The 16,541-nt window shown below is 58.4% G+C and carries 13 protein-coding genes and 1 pseudogene; 9 read left to right on the forward strand and 5 right to left on the reverse strand.

Features of this window, described 5'->3' with window-relative positions; all coding sequences use genetic code 11:
* Nucleotides 1-238: 238 nt before the first annotated feature.
* Nucleotides 239-937: an ArdC family protein gene (locus tag SY26_RS06905; protein ID WP_084693745.1), complete on the reverse strand. Its 699-nt coding sequence runs from the start codon at nucleotides 935-937 to the stop codon at nucleotides 239-241.
* Between the two features lie 635 nt (nucleotides 938-1,572).
* On the opposite strand from SY26_RS06905, the gene SY26_RS06910 reads away from it, so the two are divergent.
* The 3 genes from SY26_RS06910 to SY26_RS06920 all read left to right on the forward strand — a co-directional run bounded on the left by SY26_RS06910 (nucleotide 1,573) and on the right by SY26_RS06920 (nucleotide 3,726).
* Nucleotides 1,573-2,532 (forward strand): transposase, encoded by a 960-nt coding sequence (locus SY26_RS06910; protein WP_198143115.1) that lies wholly within the window; start codon nucleotides 1,573-1,575, stop codon nucleotides 2,530-2,532.
* 228 nt (nucleotides 2,533-2,760) lie between these two features.
* The gene (locus SY26_RS06915) at nucleotides 2,761-3,270 is read left to right on the forward strand and encodes a hypothetical protein (protein WP_045999907.1); all 510 of its coding nucleotides are present in this window, start codon (nucleotides 2,761-2,763) and stop codon (nucleotides 3,268-3,270) included.
* Nucleotides 3,271-3,279: 9 nt separating this feature from the next.
* Nucleotides 3,280-3,726 carry a DUF421 domain-containing protein gene (locus SY26_RS06920; RefSeq protein WP_045999908.1) on the forward strand — a complete coding sequence of 149 codons (447 nt, stop codon included), beginning with the start codon at nucleotides 3,280-3,282 and terminating at the stop codon, nucleotides 3,724-3,726.
* A gap of 301 nt (nucleotides 3,727-4,027) precedes the next feature.
* Here SY26_RS06920 and SY26_RS20395 read toward each other — a convergent pair.
* From SY26_RS20395 to SY26_RS06940, 4 genes and pseudogenes are all read right to left on the reverse strand, one after another.
* Nucleotides 4,028-4,650 (reverse strand): annotated as a pseudogene (locus SY26_RS20395) (transposase); the annotation flags it as partial.
* 1,170 nt (nucleotides 4,651-5,820) lie between these two features.
* Nucleotides 5,821-6,372: a hypothetical protein gene (locus tag SY26_RS21035; RefSeq protein ID WP_052715180.1), complete on the reverse strand. Its 552-nt coding sequence runs from the start codon at nucleotides 6,370-6,372 to the stop codon at nucleotides 5,821-5,823.
* A gap of 63 nt (nucleotides 6,373-6,435) precedes the next feature.
* Nucleotides 6,436-6,723 carry a hypothetical protein gene (locus SY26_RS21040; protein WP_157020440.1) on the reverse strand — a complete coding sequence of 96 codons (288 nt, stop codon included), beginning with the start codon at nucleotides 6,721-6,723 and terminating at the stop codon, nucleotides 6,436-6,438.
* Nucleotides 6,720-7,460: a recombinase family protein gene (locus SY26_RS06940; protein ID WP_084693746.1), complete on the reverse strand. Its 741-nt coding sequence runs from the start codon at nucleotides 7,458-7,460 to the stop codon at nucleotides 6,720-6,722. The genes SY26_RS21040 and SY26_RS06940 overlap by 4 nt, the downstream gene beginning before the upstream one ends.
* Here SY26_RS06940 and SY26_RS06945 point away from each other — a divergent pair.
* The 6 genes from SY26_RS06945 (at nucleotide 7,459) to SY26_RS06965 (ending at nucleotide 16,540) form a co-directional block, all read left to right on the forward strand.
* Complete coding sequence (locus tag SY26_RS06945) at nucleotides 7,459-8,895, forward strand: IS1182 family transposase (protein ID WP_045999910.1); 1,437 nt, start codon at nucleotides 7,459-7,461, stop codon at nucleotides 8,893-8,895. The two genes, SY26_RS06940 and SY26_RS06945, sit on opposite strands and share 2 nt — an antisense overlap.
* A gap of 196 nt (nucleotides 8,896-9,091) precedes the next feature.
* Complete coding sequence (locus tag SY26_RS22020) at nucleotides 9,092-9,217, forward strand: hypothetical protein (protein ID WP_255352857.1); 126 nt, start codon at nucleotides 9,092-9,094, stop codon at nucleotides 9,215-9,217.
* A gap of 1,093 nt (nucleotides 9,218-10,310) precedes the next feature.
* Nucleotides 10,311-12,146, forward strand: coding sequence for a calcium-binding protein (locus tag SY26_RS19860; protein WP_052715182.1), 1,836 nt, complete (start codon nucleotides 10,311-10,313; stop codon nucleotides 12,144-12,146).
* 12 nt (nucleotides 12,147-12,158) lie between these two features.
* Nucleotides 12,159-12,422 carry a M10 family metallopeptidase C-terminal domain-containing protein gene (locus tag SY26_RS19865; protein WP_157020441.1) on the forward strand — a complete coding sequence of 88 codons (264 nt, stop codon included), beginning with the start codon at nucleotides 12,159-12,161 and terminating at the stop codon, nucleotides 12,420-12,422.
* Between the two features lie 1,244 nt (nucleotides 12,423-13,666).
* Nucleotides 13,667-16,165 carry a CHASE2 domain-containing protein gene (locus SY26_RS06960; RefSeq protein WP_045999911.1) on the forward strand — a complete coding sequence of 833 codons (2,499 nt, stop codon included), beginning with the start codon at nucleotides 13,667-13,669 and terminating at the stop codon, nucleotides 16,163-16,165.
* A gap of 3 nt (nucleotides 16,166-16,168) precedes the next feature.
* Nucleotides 16,169-16,540, forward strand: coding sequence for a response regulator transcription factor (locus tag SY26_RS06965; protein WP_045999912.1), 372 nt, complete (start codon nucleotides 16,169-16,171; stop codon nucleotides 16,538-16,540).
* Nucleotide 16,541 lies beyond the last annotated feature (1 nt).

Consider the following 16,541-nt stretch of genomic DNA (forward strand, 5'->3'; position numbering starts at 1 on the left):
CCCCATTGGCAAGAACTGTCGGAATGTCCCGATCAATGCCTTCTACTTTGCGAGTTTCCTGAAGTCTAATATCGCGTGCCATGTGGATACCCGATCTATCATTCCAACCTATACATCTTACCGGACGGCGGTGATCAGGCCAGCCACCGCCAGCTTTATGGGGAGCGCGGCGGCTGGCCTGACCACCCCCTACGTCGCGCTAATAGCAAAGCCGCAAGCCGACAGGTGGTGCAGACTGTCAAGATAAGGCAATCAGTTCCTCGAACGCATACGCCTTGCGGTCAGTAAATCGGGAAAAGCGGTCAAGGCGGGTGCTATGGCCTGTGGCGTGGATTTCCTCGTGGGCCAGCGTCCCATAATAGCCCGCCGCATCGTGAAACGTGGCAATCGGCGGCATGTGGATGTAGTCGGCGGCGGGGCTGTAGTAGGCTCGCGGGTCATCAGTCGTGCGGATTTCCACCCCGATCCCTGCAAAGAAAGCATCAAGCGCCGGGTCGGCCTCGGTCCCAAGGTCACGCGCGGCCTCGGCGGGGCTGCCATAGTATTCCGGGGCCAGCCCCTCGATCTGCTCGGCGTTAAACACGCTGTAAGATTTCAGGTAGGGCAGGCGGCGTTCCTCGCCCGTTTCCTTGTCCTCGCGCTCAAACGTCCCGTATTTGACAACCGTGGCGGATTTCTCGCCCTTGCGGACCTGTCCGCCCGCTTCTTGCGCTTGGCGATAGGTGAACCAGAACGGGGCGCGATAGCCCTTTGCGTCGGCGGCAAGCCACAGCATCAGGACATTGATGCCGGAATAGGGTTCGCCGTTGCTGCGCAGCGGGAACGGTGCGCCACCCTTCTCGCCGGTCCAAGGCTTGCGCCATGCCGGGGTGCCCGCCTCGATGCTGGCAATGATGCTGTCGGTGACGTGCTGGTAGAGGTCGAACGATTGAGCCATTTGGCGTTCCTTCTTTTGCGACGATCCCGGCCCGGACTTCGCTCTGTGGCCGGTGCCCAAAATGGGCGAGGGGTCAGGCGAGGAAGCGCGCAGCGCGCCCCTCTCCTGAACCCTTGCCTCCCGGCGAGGGCAGGGGGGGGAACCGCCGCAATGGGAAAATCAAACGGACAAGGGGGTGGTGCGGCCCGCAGCGCGCAGCGCGAGGACACGGCCCCGCAGGACGTGCAGCATTTTCCTGTTGCGGTGGGGGACCGGCGGTCCCCTGACGGACAGGCGCGCAGCGCCTGGCCCARMAAGGGCAGGGGGCGTTTGGCTTGTCCAAATCCCCCCTGAGTCTCGATCGCCGCGCCTGCGTGGGGATCTCGCTATTCTGAAAGAGGCCGCGGTGTCTCTGTGCCGCAGCTGCCGCAAGCCGCACCCGGTTGCCCACAGGCCCTTTTTTTATGTTGGCGGGGAGACGTGACCGGCAGCAGCATGTCTCCCCGGGCAGCCTGCAATGTGGGAAGTTCGGGTGGGGATTGGACCGTCAGGCCCTGGGTTTTTCAGAGCCGCGAGCAAGTAAGGTCGGTCCCCTTCAACGGTTTTGGACCTGAACAGATAAGGGGGAGTCTTCGATGTCCCGGATAAAAGGAAAGGTGACGACCAATCAGACACCATCGGAAACGGTGGTCGTTGGCGTCGATGTCAGCAAGAAGTGGCTCGACGTCTTCTTGCACCCCATGGGTGAACGTGTCCGTGTTGCGAACGACGCAACAGGCATCGGAAAGCTTCTGACATGCTGCTTGGCCAACTCTGCCGAACTCGTGGTGATGGAGGCGACCGGCCGGTATCACCGGATGGCGCACATCGCCCTGCATGAGGCGGGTTTTCAGGTGGCGATCATCAATCCCTATCGAACCCGGCGGTTTGCGGATGTGCTTGGTCGCGTTGCCAAGACAGACGAGATCGACGCCGAAGTCCTGGCCCGGTTTGGGACCATCATGAAGCCCGTGCCGACAGAGCCAACGTCAGCAACGATGGCCCAGGTCAAAGAGATCGTCGTCGCCCGACGCCAGGTGATCACTGAACGTCTCGCGCTGGAGAACCAAAGCGAAGAGACAACGTCAGATATGGTGAAAGACCTACTCATCGAGCGGATTGCACTCTGTCGGCGCCATTGCGACGTTCTCGATGCCGAGTTGCAGGCAGTTCTGAAAGCGGACCCGCAGCTCACGCAGCGATGCGCGATCCTGACGTCAATCCCCGGCATCGGTCCGACTACAGCGGCGACACTTCTGGCGGAGATGAAAGAACTTGGCAGCGCCAATTCAGCCGAGGTTGCGGCTCTTGCCGGACTGGCGCCGATGAACCGGGATTCGGGGATGATGAGGGGAAAGAAGACGATCCGCGGCGGGCGGGTCATGGCCCGGAACATCCTCTACATGGCCAGTGTCAGCGCAGTCCGGTGGAACCTCGATCTCAAGGCATTCTACGAACGTCTGCGAAAGGCAGGCAAGCCGTTCAAGGTTGCAATCACGGCTGTCATGCGGAAACTTCTGGTTCTTGCGAACACCTTGTTGAAAGAGGGCAGGGCTTGGTCGGCTGCCCCGCCCTGAATTAACCTTTGGCTCCGCACCGCCCGACCGGCAGTAATGCGGGACCTATCAGTAATTCCGCAGCTGCAAAGTATTGTTTGGCACTACGGTATGGAAATCCATGACATGGAGCAGTCACGCCTCGGGCTGTTGAGTAGCACGACCTTTTTTATGTGGAACCTTCCTTTCCTACGCAAGGTTCAGTAAACAACCTTGCGCTCCATGATCGAAAGTAGGGCAGCGTCAGTCATGAACAACGATATTTCTCTTCCCCCTGTGCGGGATGACGGCCTGCAACTAGACGAACCACGACAGCAGCAAAGGCGTTTCTGGGTCGTCGAACGAATTTGCTGGGTGGTGTTCGCACTGATCTGCCTGATCGCGCTCTTGGGCTTTACCGGCAGCGGCGGCCCGTTTCAAAAACAGCAGGTGGATTTTTCCGTTGCGACTGCCGAGATCCCGCGCATCAGTCGGTGGGAGGCGGCAGACAGCATGTCGATCAGTTTCACGGCTGAGGACGATGCGCAGGAGATGACCGTCAGCCAACCTTTCTTCGAAACCTTCGGATTGGAGCGCATCCAGCCCCAACCCGTTGACAGTGTGCTGACGACTGGCGGGCAGCAATTCCGTTTCCTTGCTGAGGGTCCGCCTCCCCATGCCGTGACCTTTGATATACGTGCCGCCCATTTCGGCTGGCTTCGCTTCGATCTCACCATCGGCAGTGAGACGCGACCCATCAGCATGCTTGTTCTGCCTTAAGGAGTTGCCATGGACTCAGTTGTCAGAGGGGTCGCGGTCTATGCTGTCCTGTTGCTCGTCACCCGCCTTTCCGGTCGCCGGACACTTGCCCAGGTAACGCCGTTTGACTTCGTCCTTCTGCTGATCATCGCGGAGACTACGCAGCAGGCTCTCTTGGGCGATGACTTCTCAATCATGAACGCCTTCATCCTGATTGTTACCTTGTTCTCCGTGGACATATCGCTGGCCTACGTAAAAGGCCGGTCCCACAAACTCTCTCTGTGGTTGGATGGGGCGCCCACTGTTCTTATCAGTAGGGGCAAGATCGACGGAGAGGCAATGCGCCGCGCAAGGATAAGCGTGGAAGACGTTCTGGAGGCCGCCCGACAGCAGCAAGGCCTCAAGACACTGGATCAGATCGACTTTGCTGTTCTGGAGGTAAGCGGAGGCATCAGCATCATTCCGCGCTCCGAATAGGCCTTTTTTGGGGATCTGCGTCAGCAAGCAGCCGAACCAAAGCCAGGAATAGGCAGGACATGAAGCGACCACGCAGCCCCCTTGCCAGAACCCGAAGGTCAGGGGCGTTCGGAATGGCGGAACGCCCCTCGCGGCATCGCAAGAGCCGTTGAAGCCGCTGTTTCATGATATGCCGGTCAAATAAGTTCTGCTGTGGAGCCACATCTCGCTCGTCGACGCCGCCTGATCGGACCTCCGATACTCGGAGGTCTCCGGTCCGATCAGGCTCGTTGCACGATTTCTTACCTTGTGCTTCAAGACAGATGCTTTTGTGATTGACCGGTGCCAAGCTTTCTGACCGCAGCTGGCGGTTCAGGATCGCGGTGATGCGGCGGTAGCCATAAGTCGGCCGGGCCGTCACCAGCGTGGCGATCCGCGGCACCAGCTCAGCGTCTTGCGCCTTGTGGTAGCGCCGGCGCAGCTTCGTCTTGCCCTTCAGTCGATCGACCAGGTTCGAGCGGGCCACACCGAGGGTTTCTGCCACGACCTTCACCGGGAACCGCCTGTCAGCGGCGACCGCACATGCAAGGTCGGTTTTTTTGAGCGTGACTTGTCCAGGGCCTCGCGCAGGATCTCGGCCTCAAGCGTCTTGCGGCCGAGATGCCGTTCAAGTTCGCGGATGCGATCCTCGAGCTGCCGCACGACCTTGTTGCTGGTGACGTCATCATCCTCGGTCACGGCGACACTCCCCCCTTCGAGCATGAGCCTTCGCCAACGATACAGCAGGTTGGGTGCAACGCCATTGCGCCGCGCAACGATGGAAATGCTGGCGTGATCCTCYAGCGTCTCCTCGACGATCCGCAGCTTYTCGGCAGCAGTCCAGCGGCGCCGACGACCGCCATCGGTGATGATCTCAATCTCAGACATAAGCACGTGCTCAGGCATATACCTAAGCCTCCATGGCTATGCCCAAGTGTCCGGTCGAAACGGGGGCCAGTTCAACATCTTCGTGATAGACCTGAAGCACTATGGGTCAGGAAGGATATGGAAGGGGTCCGCAACCTTCGGACGGGTCTCTTCGTTCAGCCAGCCGCGGAAAGGCCAGCGGCATTTGCTTGGTTCGTAGAGCCAATCATGGCCTTCCGGGGCGACCCATAGCCGATCAGCAGCATTACACCCTCGAAATGGTCAGCCTTGCACGTCGTGCAGATCCAGTCCGCGCCAAGCGCTCCGTTGCAGACCAGACAGGGGTCATCGTCGATGTCGAAGTCCAGCGGGAATGGGACAGGGACTTGGGCAGTCGCACACATGGCCAGTCTCCATCCATAGGTACCCTCAAGATTGTAGCAGATCCTCTACGCGCGCACTGACGGGTTTGCGACACCTCCAGCGCGAAAAAGCAGCCGCTCCTGAAACAATCGCGTGTACAAGCAACGTATTGCGGTCAATTCGATCGGGGCCCTGCGTTCGGCATGCATTCACTGTATCCGGCTCTCGCGTTGCTAGAGCGATGTAACGACAAACACCGGTGGCGCTTTGTCGCATTGCGCGATATCGACAAGCTATGTTCACTATATGTTCGTGATTTCCACGTTTGGAAAGGCCGGTTCAAGCCGACTGGATAAGTTTTGTATCGACAGTTTCGGCGGCAAGAACATTCGTCCCAGAGGAACATTACTTGAAGAGATATGTCATCCGACCTTCGTCCATATCGCGACCACTGGATCGGGCCGGCGGGATTTCGATCCAGTTGGGTGCAGGACGTCTGTCGATAGGGGCAGGCCACCGGTATTCATCTGCTGCTCCTCGATCAAGAAGCGCGGTGTCCGGAGGCAAGCCGTATCCATTAGCACAGATGCGTTGTTTGCTCTTGATTTTTGGGAGTGGGAGGATAACGATAGCAGGTACAAACATGTGCTAGTTCAGGTCGGCAAAACCTGAGTTATCGACACCAAGCCCCTCGTGCGGACCCCCGCGCGGGGGGCTTTCTTTTGGGTTGGTATTTTTATCTGACTTTGCGCACCCCTCCCGTTGCAGGGATTTCAGCTTGCCGTACGACGGAAAGGCGAATGCGTGGCAATTGATATAATGCAGATATGCTGCTAGGTGTTTACATCAGTAAGTTTCCCAAATGACGTCGGAAATCTGACCGTCGTAATCCGCGGTTCGCATGGCGATACCCCGCCGCGTTCCGGTATGCTCTCCGCCGTGAAAACGAGCTAGCGTACGAACCCATGACGGTGTGTCCTGCAGACGCACACCGGTCCAATGAAATTCGCCGTTCTCATCGTAGAAACCCCGTTGCGTCGAGTCGAAGACCTCAAAGCCACCGCTGTTCCGCTGAGCACGATAGTTGACGTGATAGACCTCGATGCCGTCGCGGTAGCCTCTGATCTGATCCGTCAAACCATCCCGCCCGGTGTTGGGCAACGGGGGGCGACCACTGGCCTGCAGGGGACAATTCCAAAGCTGCAAAGACGGCTCGACGGGCCAAGGCGTCACGCGACGGATCATTTCGACCCTAGCTGCTGTGCATTCCGCTGATGCAGGGAAGCCACCGGCCAGACAGAGGAGGATTGCGCAATCGATAGAGTATGCGTTGACTTTATGCGCCGAGGCCACCGTCATAGCAGCACATGCGATAATCCCTAGAATATTCAACTTCATGATAAAGCTCCTTTGGAAGGCTGTAAATTATAACCGAAATGCCGAATAAATAAATATTGTTTGCTATTCATTACTTTCCGCTGGAAATCCTTTTTTGTAGCGATCGTACCAAACTGTGCCCCGCATGATCGTGTCAGCATGCGAGTCTTGCAGGCATATTAGGTAGGCATTTAAGTCACGAAAATATCTTTCATATTCGTCTTTTGGTGAGATACCGTACTCAGCGGCTAATCCTCCATCGACGACAGGATCTTCTGGGATTAGGCATAGATGCAGAGCTTGCGGCGTAGCAGGTAGCGCGCTTGGCCCGATCATCTGCGTCAATGCCACGACTGCGATAGCACCGATCATTCGCCAAGCTCCTTAACCGGAGAAATAGCCCGTATGAGGGTAGCGCGACTGACGCCAAAGGTCTTGGCTGCCTGAGCCTGCGTTACCCGCTTGATTGCCAACGATACCTGGGCCTGAGAAAGTTGCGTCGGTACCAGGTGGCGCCGACGTCCTACGATCCAGCCACTGGCACCGACGGCTTCTAGTCCTGCCCGCGTTCTGCGTCCGATCAGGACACGCTCGAATCGCGCGACCATCGCAAAGACAAGAACCATCATCCTGTACTGTGGTGTCGTCGTGTCGATCTGTTCATCCAAGGACCGCAAGCGAACCTTCCGTTCGGAACACTCGTTGGCGACTGCGATCAGCTCTTCGACGTTCCGCGGCACGCGGTCCAACCGTAAGCCAATGACGATATCCTCGCCAAGAGGGTCAGACAGCAGGCGTTGCAGCTTTGGCCGGGTGTTCTGATCAGTGGCGCTTCCGACCTCTGAGACAACGTCGTCGCACCCAGCCACTTGTAAAGGATCGAGCTGCAGGCGATGCCCCTGCCCGCAAGTCGACACCCTGGAATAGCCCACTATCGCTATCGCATGCCTCTCCGTTGTCGCAGAAGCCAGTCTATAATGAGCATGTTGCAAAAATCGCCTTTGCAGCGGCTTTCGCAACACGATTGACTCTGTTGCGCAGACGATCCAGACCGTGTGAAAACTCGAACCGGATTCCCAGCATTGAGCGGCCGTGGTATTCTTGGGCATGGCACATATTTCAGGCGGTGATCGGTCCCAGTTCCTGCTTTTGCCGGACTCTGTGGACGACTATGTGGGGCGGGACAACGTTGTCCGGTTTATCGATGCTTTCGTTGACGGGCTCGATCTGAAGGCTGCTGGCTTCGAGCGGGTCCAGGCGAAGAGTACCGGTCGACCGGGATATGATCCGGCCGATCTTTTGAAGCTCTACATCTATGGATACCTGAACCGGGTACGGTCCAGCCGCCGGTTGGAGGTCGAGACGCGACGCAACCTTGAAGTCATCTGGCTGCTCCGCCGTCTGACGCCCGACTTCAAGACAATCGCAGACTTCCGACGTGACAACCGGACGGCGTTCCGCCAGGTGTTCCGGGAGTTCGTGGTGCTGTGTCGCGAACTCGACTTGTTCGGACGAGAGTTGATCGCGGTCGACGGCACCCGGATCAAGGCGGTGAACAGCCGGGAGCGGAATTTCACCAAGGCCAAGCTGGCCAAAGCGATGGCGGAAAGCGATGAGCGCTTGGCGCGGTATCTCAAGCAGCTTGATGAGGCCGACAAGGACGGTGAGGACGCGCCAGAGAGGGGCACCGTCGAGAGGGTTCAGGAAAAGATTGCAGCGCTCCGGGAGCGGCGTGAACACCTTAATGATCATAACAAAACCCTTGCGGACAGCGGCGAGGACCAGATCTCGCTGACCGACCCGGACGCACGCGCGATGCAGTCCAGCAGCCGCGTCGGGGTCGGTTACAACATCCAGATCGCGGTCGATACCAAGCACAAACTGATTGCGGAGCAGCAGGTCCACAACAAGGTCAGCGACCTGGGCCTGCTGACCGAGACGGCCAAGGCTGCGCGTGAGATCCTCGATGTTGCGCAGATCGATGCCGTGGCAGACCGGGGCTACTTCAAGATCGAAGATATCGAGGCCTGCGAGATGGCAGGCATCGTGCCTTACGTTCCCAAACCGCAGCGCGGCTCTGCTGTTGCCAAGGGATTTTTTCCCAAGGACCAGTTCCGCTATGACGCCGAGGCAGATATCTACACATGCCCGGGCGGCGCGGCTTTGCGCCATGTGCATAGCCGCCCGGTTCGTGGCGAGATCCGCGTGTTCGACTATGCCAATTCGGCTGCTTGCAAGTCCTGCGCACTCAAAACACGTTGCACCGCTGCGGCCTATCGCAAGGTTGCACGCTATGAGAACGAGGCCGTGCTGGACCGGATGGCAAAACGGCTTGCCGCGCGGCCCGGTGTGCTCGATGAGCGGCGCGAGAGCGTCGAGCACCCGTTCGGCTCCGTGAAGCAATGGATGGGCCAGGGTGCATTCCTGATGCGCAGGCTGGAGAACGTGCGCGCTGAGTTCAGCCTGACGGCCATCGCCTACAATTTGCGTCGAGCGATCAGCCTTGTCGGCATTCCGGCGTTGATTGCGGCAGTCAGGCTGTAAAGGCTCCCCATTTCCTTAAGTATCAGCCCATATTCGCCTTCAGAGATCCCCACAGGACCCCAAAACCCAAAATCAAGCGTTTGATCCGGATCCCCTAAAGGGAAATCTCCGGTCCAGCCGAAACCCTGCACACCATCAGACTTCGCCAAGTTTTCACACGGTCTGGATCGTTTTTGAACATGGGGCGAGGACAGACATGGAACCAAGTGAGAACGGAAAGCTTGATCCGGGTCTTCTGACGCTGATTTCAGGCAAGATAAAGACGAAGACGGTTTTTGACCAATTGGACAGTCCTAATGGTCAAATTGACGTTTTGGCTTGACTTCAGGAGAAGCCGATTTTGGCAAGCGGTATCGAAAACTAGCAGCAATGCTGACGTGCGGGGGCATGTGCAATCGTTACAGCGCGACAATGACTCAGGAGGCCATGCGCGCCTGTTCTATGGTCTGGTCGACAATGTAGGCAATGTCGCGCGGGGCAAAATCTATCCCGACCAGGCCGAGAGCAGCTGTTTTCGTAATCATAAGGCTTCTGCTGAAGCTGCGCTGAATCTATAATCCTCCTGAAACGGGGCCTAACTATGCCAGTTGGTGGACCCCTTCAGCGGGGCAGTCCATCTGCGTACACACGCACAGGCCTTGCTACCGGTCCGCCGGACAATCAGCATGCAAAGATTAGGCGCCAGCACGTCCGCGGATAGATTTCACACGCGCTAAACTGTGTAAAAACTGATCAGGCCATAAATCTATGATCGCTAGCAACTGTGTCTAGCTGATCGGCTCTGCTCGCCGGGAAAACCAAACCCGTCCAGCCAATCGTGGGACATATCTATCCCGGCCACGGTCGTTGCTGCTATCAATTCACTCTCTCCTCTTTATGCTTCGCGGTCCCGGAAAACGGACCGCCGTCAACTGCTCGAGACGGTGAGGAGAGGCGGGATCAGCCTGCTAAAGAACGTGGTCATGCCGCAAGGTGTTTAGCGCTGAATCCCACCCCGTCGCCGATCCTGGCCGGGATCGGCGACGGGGCATCTATACCAGAGGCGAAACACATAAGGTGTTCGATCCCATGGTTTGATGGTGCTTCTGGACCGCCTGCTCCATCATGCCGTCGTGGTCTAGATCGCGGACGCTAGCTATCGGCTCCGGCATCACGCCGACCTGATCCCGGAACACACACGCGCACACGCCACGTAACCAATGGAGTGGACGCTCCGCTCTGTAGTGGTGCTTCAACACCCGCCACGATGGGCAACAATGCCGCCGGGTGCTGTCCGCCCCATCGGTGATGGATCTCCCTTGGCTGCAGACCACCCAGTTTGTGCAGCAGAGCCCGGCTACACACCGATTATTAGAATTTGGGCGTCAGAATGCAGCCTGACCACGATTCACCAAAGCGCGCTCTGTGAGGAACAGATGGTAACCATCAATGGCACGACAGGGAACGATGACCTGATTGGCAGTGACAGCGAGGATGTCCTCTACGGCGGCGGCGGTGCTGATCGTATGAACGGCGGCAAGGGCAGAGACACGCTTTATGGCGGAGTCGGCAACGACACGCTCAGGGGCGGCCAAGGGGCGGACATACTCTCCGGAGGCGACGGGGCTGATTGGGCTGATTACTCCGACCCCGATGCGACCACGGGCGTTTCGGTGAATCTTTCGGCCGCTGAGGTTACGATAGATGACCTTCGCATTGCCGCCCGGACTGCACTAGACTGCCATGGGACGCTCGATACGCTTTCTAGTATTGAACACATCATTGGATCGAATTTTAACGACAAGCTGATTGGCAGTGCCGGTGCCAACACCTTCCGTCCGCGCGGGGGCGCCGACTGGATTGCGGGCGGCGGCGGGTTTGACGCCGTGCGCTACGACGAAGACGACATCACGAGAGGTGTCACCGTGGACTTGGCCGTGGGTTTGGCCACGGACCCTTGGGGGTTTCAGGATACGCTTCAGGCTATCGATGGAGCCTACGGCACCAGCCTCGCGGACGACTTGACCGGCCACGGGGGGAGCACAAACAGCCATCTTAGAGGTCTTGCCGGCGACGATATCCTGCGCGCACCGGAAGCCGACACGCGGGTGCTGGCCGACTATCGCGAGAGCCCCAACCGGGTACTCGTGAACCTTTCAGACTCGGACATCGTCGTGGCTGGCGTGGACGTCGCAGCCTTGACAGCCAAGGACGGTTACGGGACGACCGACAGCTTTGACAAAATTCAGGGGATAATAGGCTCCCTTTTCGATGACCACATACAGGGGGGCGACCAGCCTTGGGAATATGGCGACCGCTTGTTTGGGTGGGAGGGTGACGACACGCTCATCGGCGGCGACGGCGACGATACGTTGATGGGTGGGCAGGGAGTGGATGTGTACGACGGCGGGGGAGGGATGGATTTCCTTTCCTTTGCACCCTATGCCGCATCCGAAGGCCAGCAGACGGAAGGTGCAGAGGCCAGCCTTCATACAGGGATAATCGTGAACGATGGCTGGGGCAACCGGGAAAGCCTTGGTGCGGCCAACACCATTGACGTGCTGATTGGAACTGCGCTCGATGACACGCTTGAGGGCAAGAAGATCAGTCTCTTCGATGATCCCGGCTTGTTCGACAACCAGATGATGTGCCAGCTGCGCGGGGGTGATGGCGAGGACACGATTATCGCACCGGACGTTGCTGGCTGGGGCCGATGGATTTCCGCAGACTACCTGACAGATGTGGACTTGGACGGCGACGGCTTCGGGGTGGTTGTTGACCTTGCACTGCAGACAGCCATTGACGGCTGGGGCAGCCTAGATGCCTTGGTCCGTATCGATGCCACTCGCGGCAGCGCCTTCCACGACCACTTGATTGGCAATGCTCATAACAATTGGTTCCGCGGGGAATGCGGCGACGACACAATCGAGGGCGGCGACGGCATCGACCTCGTGAGCTACTGGAGCGCCGACGCCTCCGCGGTTGTGGACCTAGAGGCCGGAACGGCGACGGACGGGCTCGGTGGAAAAGATAGTTTATCATCAATAGAAGATGCCGTGGGGAGCATGAACTGGGGCGACAGGCTTTACGGATCCTCCACCGTTAACCGCCTCAATGGCTACGCTGGAGATGATCTCCTCCATGGACGCGGCGGGAACGACATCCTACTTGGAGGCGGCGGGTCTGACACATTGGTCGGCGGCGGCGGTGCCGACCGGTTGGAGGGAGGCAAGGGCGACGGTGCGCGAGACCTGTTCGTCTTCGCCTCCTAGACCGACAGCTCGATCAGCGCAAGCCACGATGTGATCTACCACTTCGCCCTAGGTATGGATCTCATCAGCCTCCAAGGGATCAATGCCAATAGCCGGACGGCAGCTGACGACACTTTCAAGTTCAGCGGCACCAAGGTGGAGTCTAACTCGGTCTGGTACACGAAATCGGGATCTGATCTCCTCATCTTGGGTGATGTGAATGGTGACAAGGCTGCGGATTTCGAGATCCAAGTTGCGGGCGTGAGCGCTCTCACTGCGAACGACTTCTGGCTGTAAAGCAGATGCCGCCGCGCGATAAGGGTCCAGCCGCGGGCAAAGCCAATGTGGCGCACCAAGAGCCCTACCTCGGCAGCGTCGACTAACAGCGGCATTAGGATGGCGAACATGAGCCGCAACACGTGGTTTACATAGATATAGGAAGAAGTTGGTGACGCCTGATCAGGCGGTGGCTTAAATTTGAGGGGGCCGTCGCGGAACTTAACCCCATGGATGATCTCAGGTAAGCGATTCTAGCCGTAGAGTTTGCGCCACTTTCCCTGCGCCGACAACTTTCCAAGGCTGGTCAGGCTGGTCAGCCGGCGGATGCTGATCCTCGGCGCCATGACCAGGATCATGGGCCGGGCGCGGTACAAGGTTCCGGCCAAGAGCTGGATCGGACGGATACTGGCGAGGAAGCCGAGGATGCTGCTGGGGATTCCGCTGGCGAACAAGATGGCCCGGCTGATCTGGGCGATGCTGACGAAGAACGAGAACTACAGAGATCCGGCGCTGGCGACCCCGGCATGAGCACCATGTCGTAGGTCTCCGGCCCCGGTGCCAAGGGGGTGTGAGAAGCCGACGACTTGAATGGGCGTAACGATCAAATAGGTCTGGATTGGGAGAGTCAATGAGATCCCTTGAGCTTGCAAGCTCTTCTACAAGATTTGAACCTGATCTGCAGATTACCCTGTCGGCCCGCGGCTCCCCGATGTCCCGCAAATCGGGGCTTCAAAAAAGTTCGCACTCAATCACACGCCGACATGGTCAGAAGCCACTTGCTTCACAAGCGGCAACCAAAGAAGAAATCCCCCGGCACTGGAGCGATGCTGTGCTTCATCGGCCATGGCTTGATGGAGAACCGCAGTGGACTTTAAACTGGATAAAACCTTTGGAGACACTGCGGGGATCATGAGCTTGATTGGCAGTCTGCTGACTGTATATGACACCTTTTCTAAACTTGCAGTACGTGCCAATCGCACGCGATATAAGTGTATCATACAAAATTTCTCGCCATATAAGTGTATGGACACTCAGCGAGCATAATCTGACAATCACCACGTTCAAAAATGGCTGGCCATCTCGGGCAGGCAAAAGAATATGGTTTGTAGATCAGTCGATTATGAAAATAGAATGCTATTTCTCTTTAAGGACGAGACTGTACGAGGCTTCGACCTGTTTTGCACGAAATTCGCGCACTTTGCATCCATGCATGAATGTTTTTCTGTATCACGCACCAATGAATAGGGCTGGTGAGGCTACGCATGGCCTTTCGTAACCGGCTTCTGGATCAAGCAGAGGCTGCGTCACCTCTTTTGAGTGCCGCAGCCATACTTCTACTGGTGCTTGCCACTTTCGGTTCGGGCATCTGGGCACCCTTGAACGGACTGTTTTATGACGCGGCGATAGAGGTCCTCGTGCAGCCAGCGCAGGACGATGTTGTTGTAGTCGAAGTCCCGTCCAGCCTCGATACCTCCTCAGTTCGATGGCCCGATCTTGCTGAAGAACTTTTGGCCGCAAGCAGCCGCGCAGTGGCATTCACCTTCGCCACGTCCCAATCTTTTTCCTCCATCAATCCCTCGGCGCCAGTCTTTCTTCCATTTTCTCCCGAGGCGACGGTTAACCCTGCGATGTCACCACCCGTGCAGCCAAGGCGGGGTGCCATCGTCATTCCTCCCGCTCAATACGGGATCCATCGGACCCAATTAACCTTCGTTGCTGGCAGCACTGGTTCCATCCCCACGCTGGAGGCAACAGTCGCCGGAACTACCGACGATCGCCCCTTCTACGTCAGATTTCCGGGGGGACTAGAGGGAATTCCCCGCATCGCGGCCGACGATTTGTTGCAAGGGCGGGTTCCGGAAGAGCTTCTGGCTGATCGTGTGGTATTGATCGGTCAGGTGTCTGCCGAGGCGCCAGGCCTGACGACGTCGATCAACCCGAACCTGCCTGTAATGGACCCGTTGATATATCACGCTTTTGCTCTGCAAACGCTGATGTCGGGCAACGTTCCTCGCGCCCTCTCGCTTCTGCCAGCCGCATTTCTTATCGGTTTCTCGTTAGTGTTCGGTGCCGCTGCTTATCATAGAACCACTCCGCGCCAGGCCTTGGGAGTCGCAGTCGTTGTACCGTTGGTGATCGTGACAAGTGGTCTGCTCGCGCTGCTCTGGCTCGACATCGTCATACCCGCCGCCGAATTGCTGGTCTCGCATGTGCTGCTTTCGCTGCTGATATGGAGCAGACGCGAGAAGGTGCAGGACCGTGCCCTGCAACAGATGGCGCGTAGCGTCCCCTCCAAGGTCTCCGATCGCTTCTACTCCGAACCGGGAGAACAATGGCCCGCCGAAATTCTGGAGCTTGATAAGTCCGTCGTCATCAGCCTTGACGAGCGCCGGCGTTTCACGCCAGCGTCCCGCGCACAGCTTCAGAAGCTGGCGATGCCGGAAAACGTCCTGAGCGGTGCTGATCCAGCCTTCGAGAAAGCCGCACGGACCTTGGCGCCGGCCATGGTCAAAACCGCGCGCCCATCTTGGTGGGTGGCGCCGCTTTTGCGGGATGGGCTTCTGGCAGGCTACTGGCTGTTCCAACAGCAGGACCCGGAAATTAGTGCCTCGCCCTCTTCAGCCCGCGCCGTAGACGCTTTTTCCGCCGCAATCGCCGATCTTGCGCTGCCTCGGCAGAGCGAGGGCTGGCGGCCGGTGAAAGAGCGAATATTTCAGGATCTGTCCTCCGCCCTGAGCAACCAGCAGTCGCGAATAAGCGCGCTCGAGCAACTGCTTGACGAAGCCTCCGCTGGCCTGTCGGTCCGGGATCTGCTTGGCAACGAGATCCTGAGCACGGAAGGCTTCAGGAAACAGATCGAGGCGGTGCGCCTCGCAAGCGGCAGCAGAACGGGTCCGCTCGAACTGGTAGGGGCACTTACTGGGCTGGACAGGAAACGGTCGGCTGCCGCCTTGCGTTTTGCCGTGGCGGAAAGAGGCCGCATCAGCTTGCCGATGACTGCATCCGGCCAGCGGCACGCGGTGCTGAACTTGTCCCGGCTGAAGCCGCAGGACGCTCAGGGAAGCGGCTATCTGCTCTTCCAGATCGTGGACTTCAGCCAAGCCGTGCAAACCGCCGAGGTGCAGCGGACGGCAAGCGAACAACTCGGCTACATGGTCCGAAACGATCTGGAAGCGGTGGGTCTTGCCTCTGCCCTGCTTGAGCACCCCGACCTTGGCCCACAGGACCGAAGCGAAGTGCTTGCCAGGATGCGGGAGGCAATCGACCGCGCCCGGCAAAGGCTTGCGTCGATCGAACCCTTCCTGCAGTCCCAGCCCCTGATGGGCGGCGACGACATGCTTCTGCTTGATGTGCAGGACGTGCTGCGGGAGGTGGTTGCTGCGCTGCGGCAGGATGTTGAGGTCGAGCTGCATATGCCTGATTTCATGGCGGCAGTGATGGCAGAACCCGAAACCCTTCGGACGTTGCTGCGCTCTGCGCTGGAGTTTCTTGCGGATGACGCAGGTCCGGAGGCGCCTGTTACGGTTTCGGTTTCCGAAGAAATCGACAAGGCGAGGATCACGATGACGACGCCCTCAACCGGGCTGACACAGGAACGCCTTGAGGAGTTCCTGTCGGGCGCTCGCGAGCCTGCCTCTGCTTCTATGCGCACGATGGTCAATGCCGCGGGGAAAGTTTCCATCTGGGGAGGCGTTTTCGAAGCGCACTCCGACGCGCATACCAATGTGCGCTTTGTGCTGACATTAAGAAAGCTGGTGTGACAGATGGAGAAAACGCGGGTTCTCATCATTGATGACGACAAGGTTCTGCAAGACCTTCTGGCGCTGTATCTGAAGGTCGAGGGGTTCGAGGTTCTCAAGGCAGCCGACGGACGGGACGGGCTCCAACGTCTTCGGGATGAACGTGTCGATCTCGTGCTGCTCGACCTGATGATGCCAGCAATGGACGGCATGGCATTTGTACGGGCGCTGAAAGAAACAGAGTCACCTCCACGAGTTCTGGTACTTTCAGCGGCGGGATTTGGTTTGATCGACCGCGACTTGCGCGCGGCAGGGGTGCGCGGCGTCGTCCGCAAGCCCGTCGCCCCAGCCGATCTTGTCAGGCATGTGCGCGACGCGCTGGCAGGGCCGGTCTGAC

Origin of the sequence: Paracoccus sp. 228 (genome assembly GCF_000967825.1) — a bacterium.
Lineage (GTDB): Bacteria > Pseudomonadota > Alphaproteobacteria > Rhodobacterales > Rhodobacteraceae > Paracoccus > Paracoccus marcusii.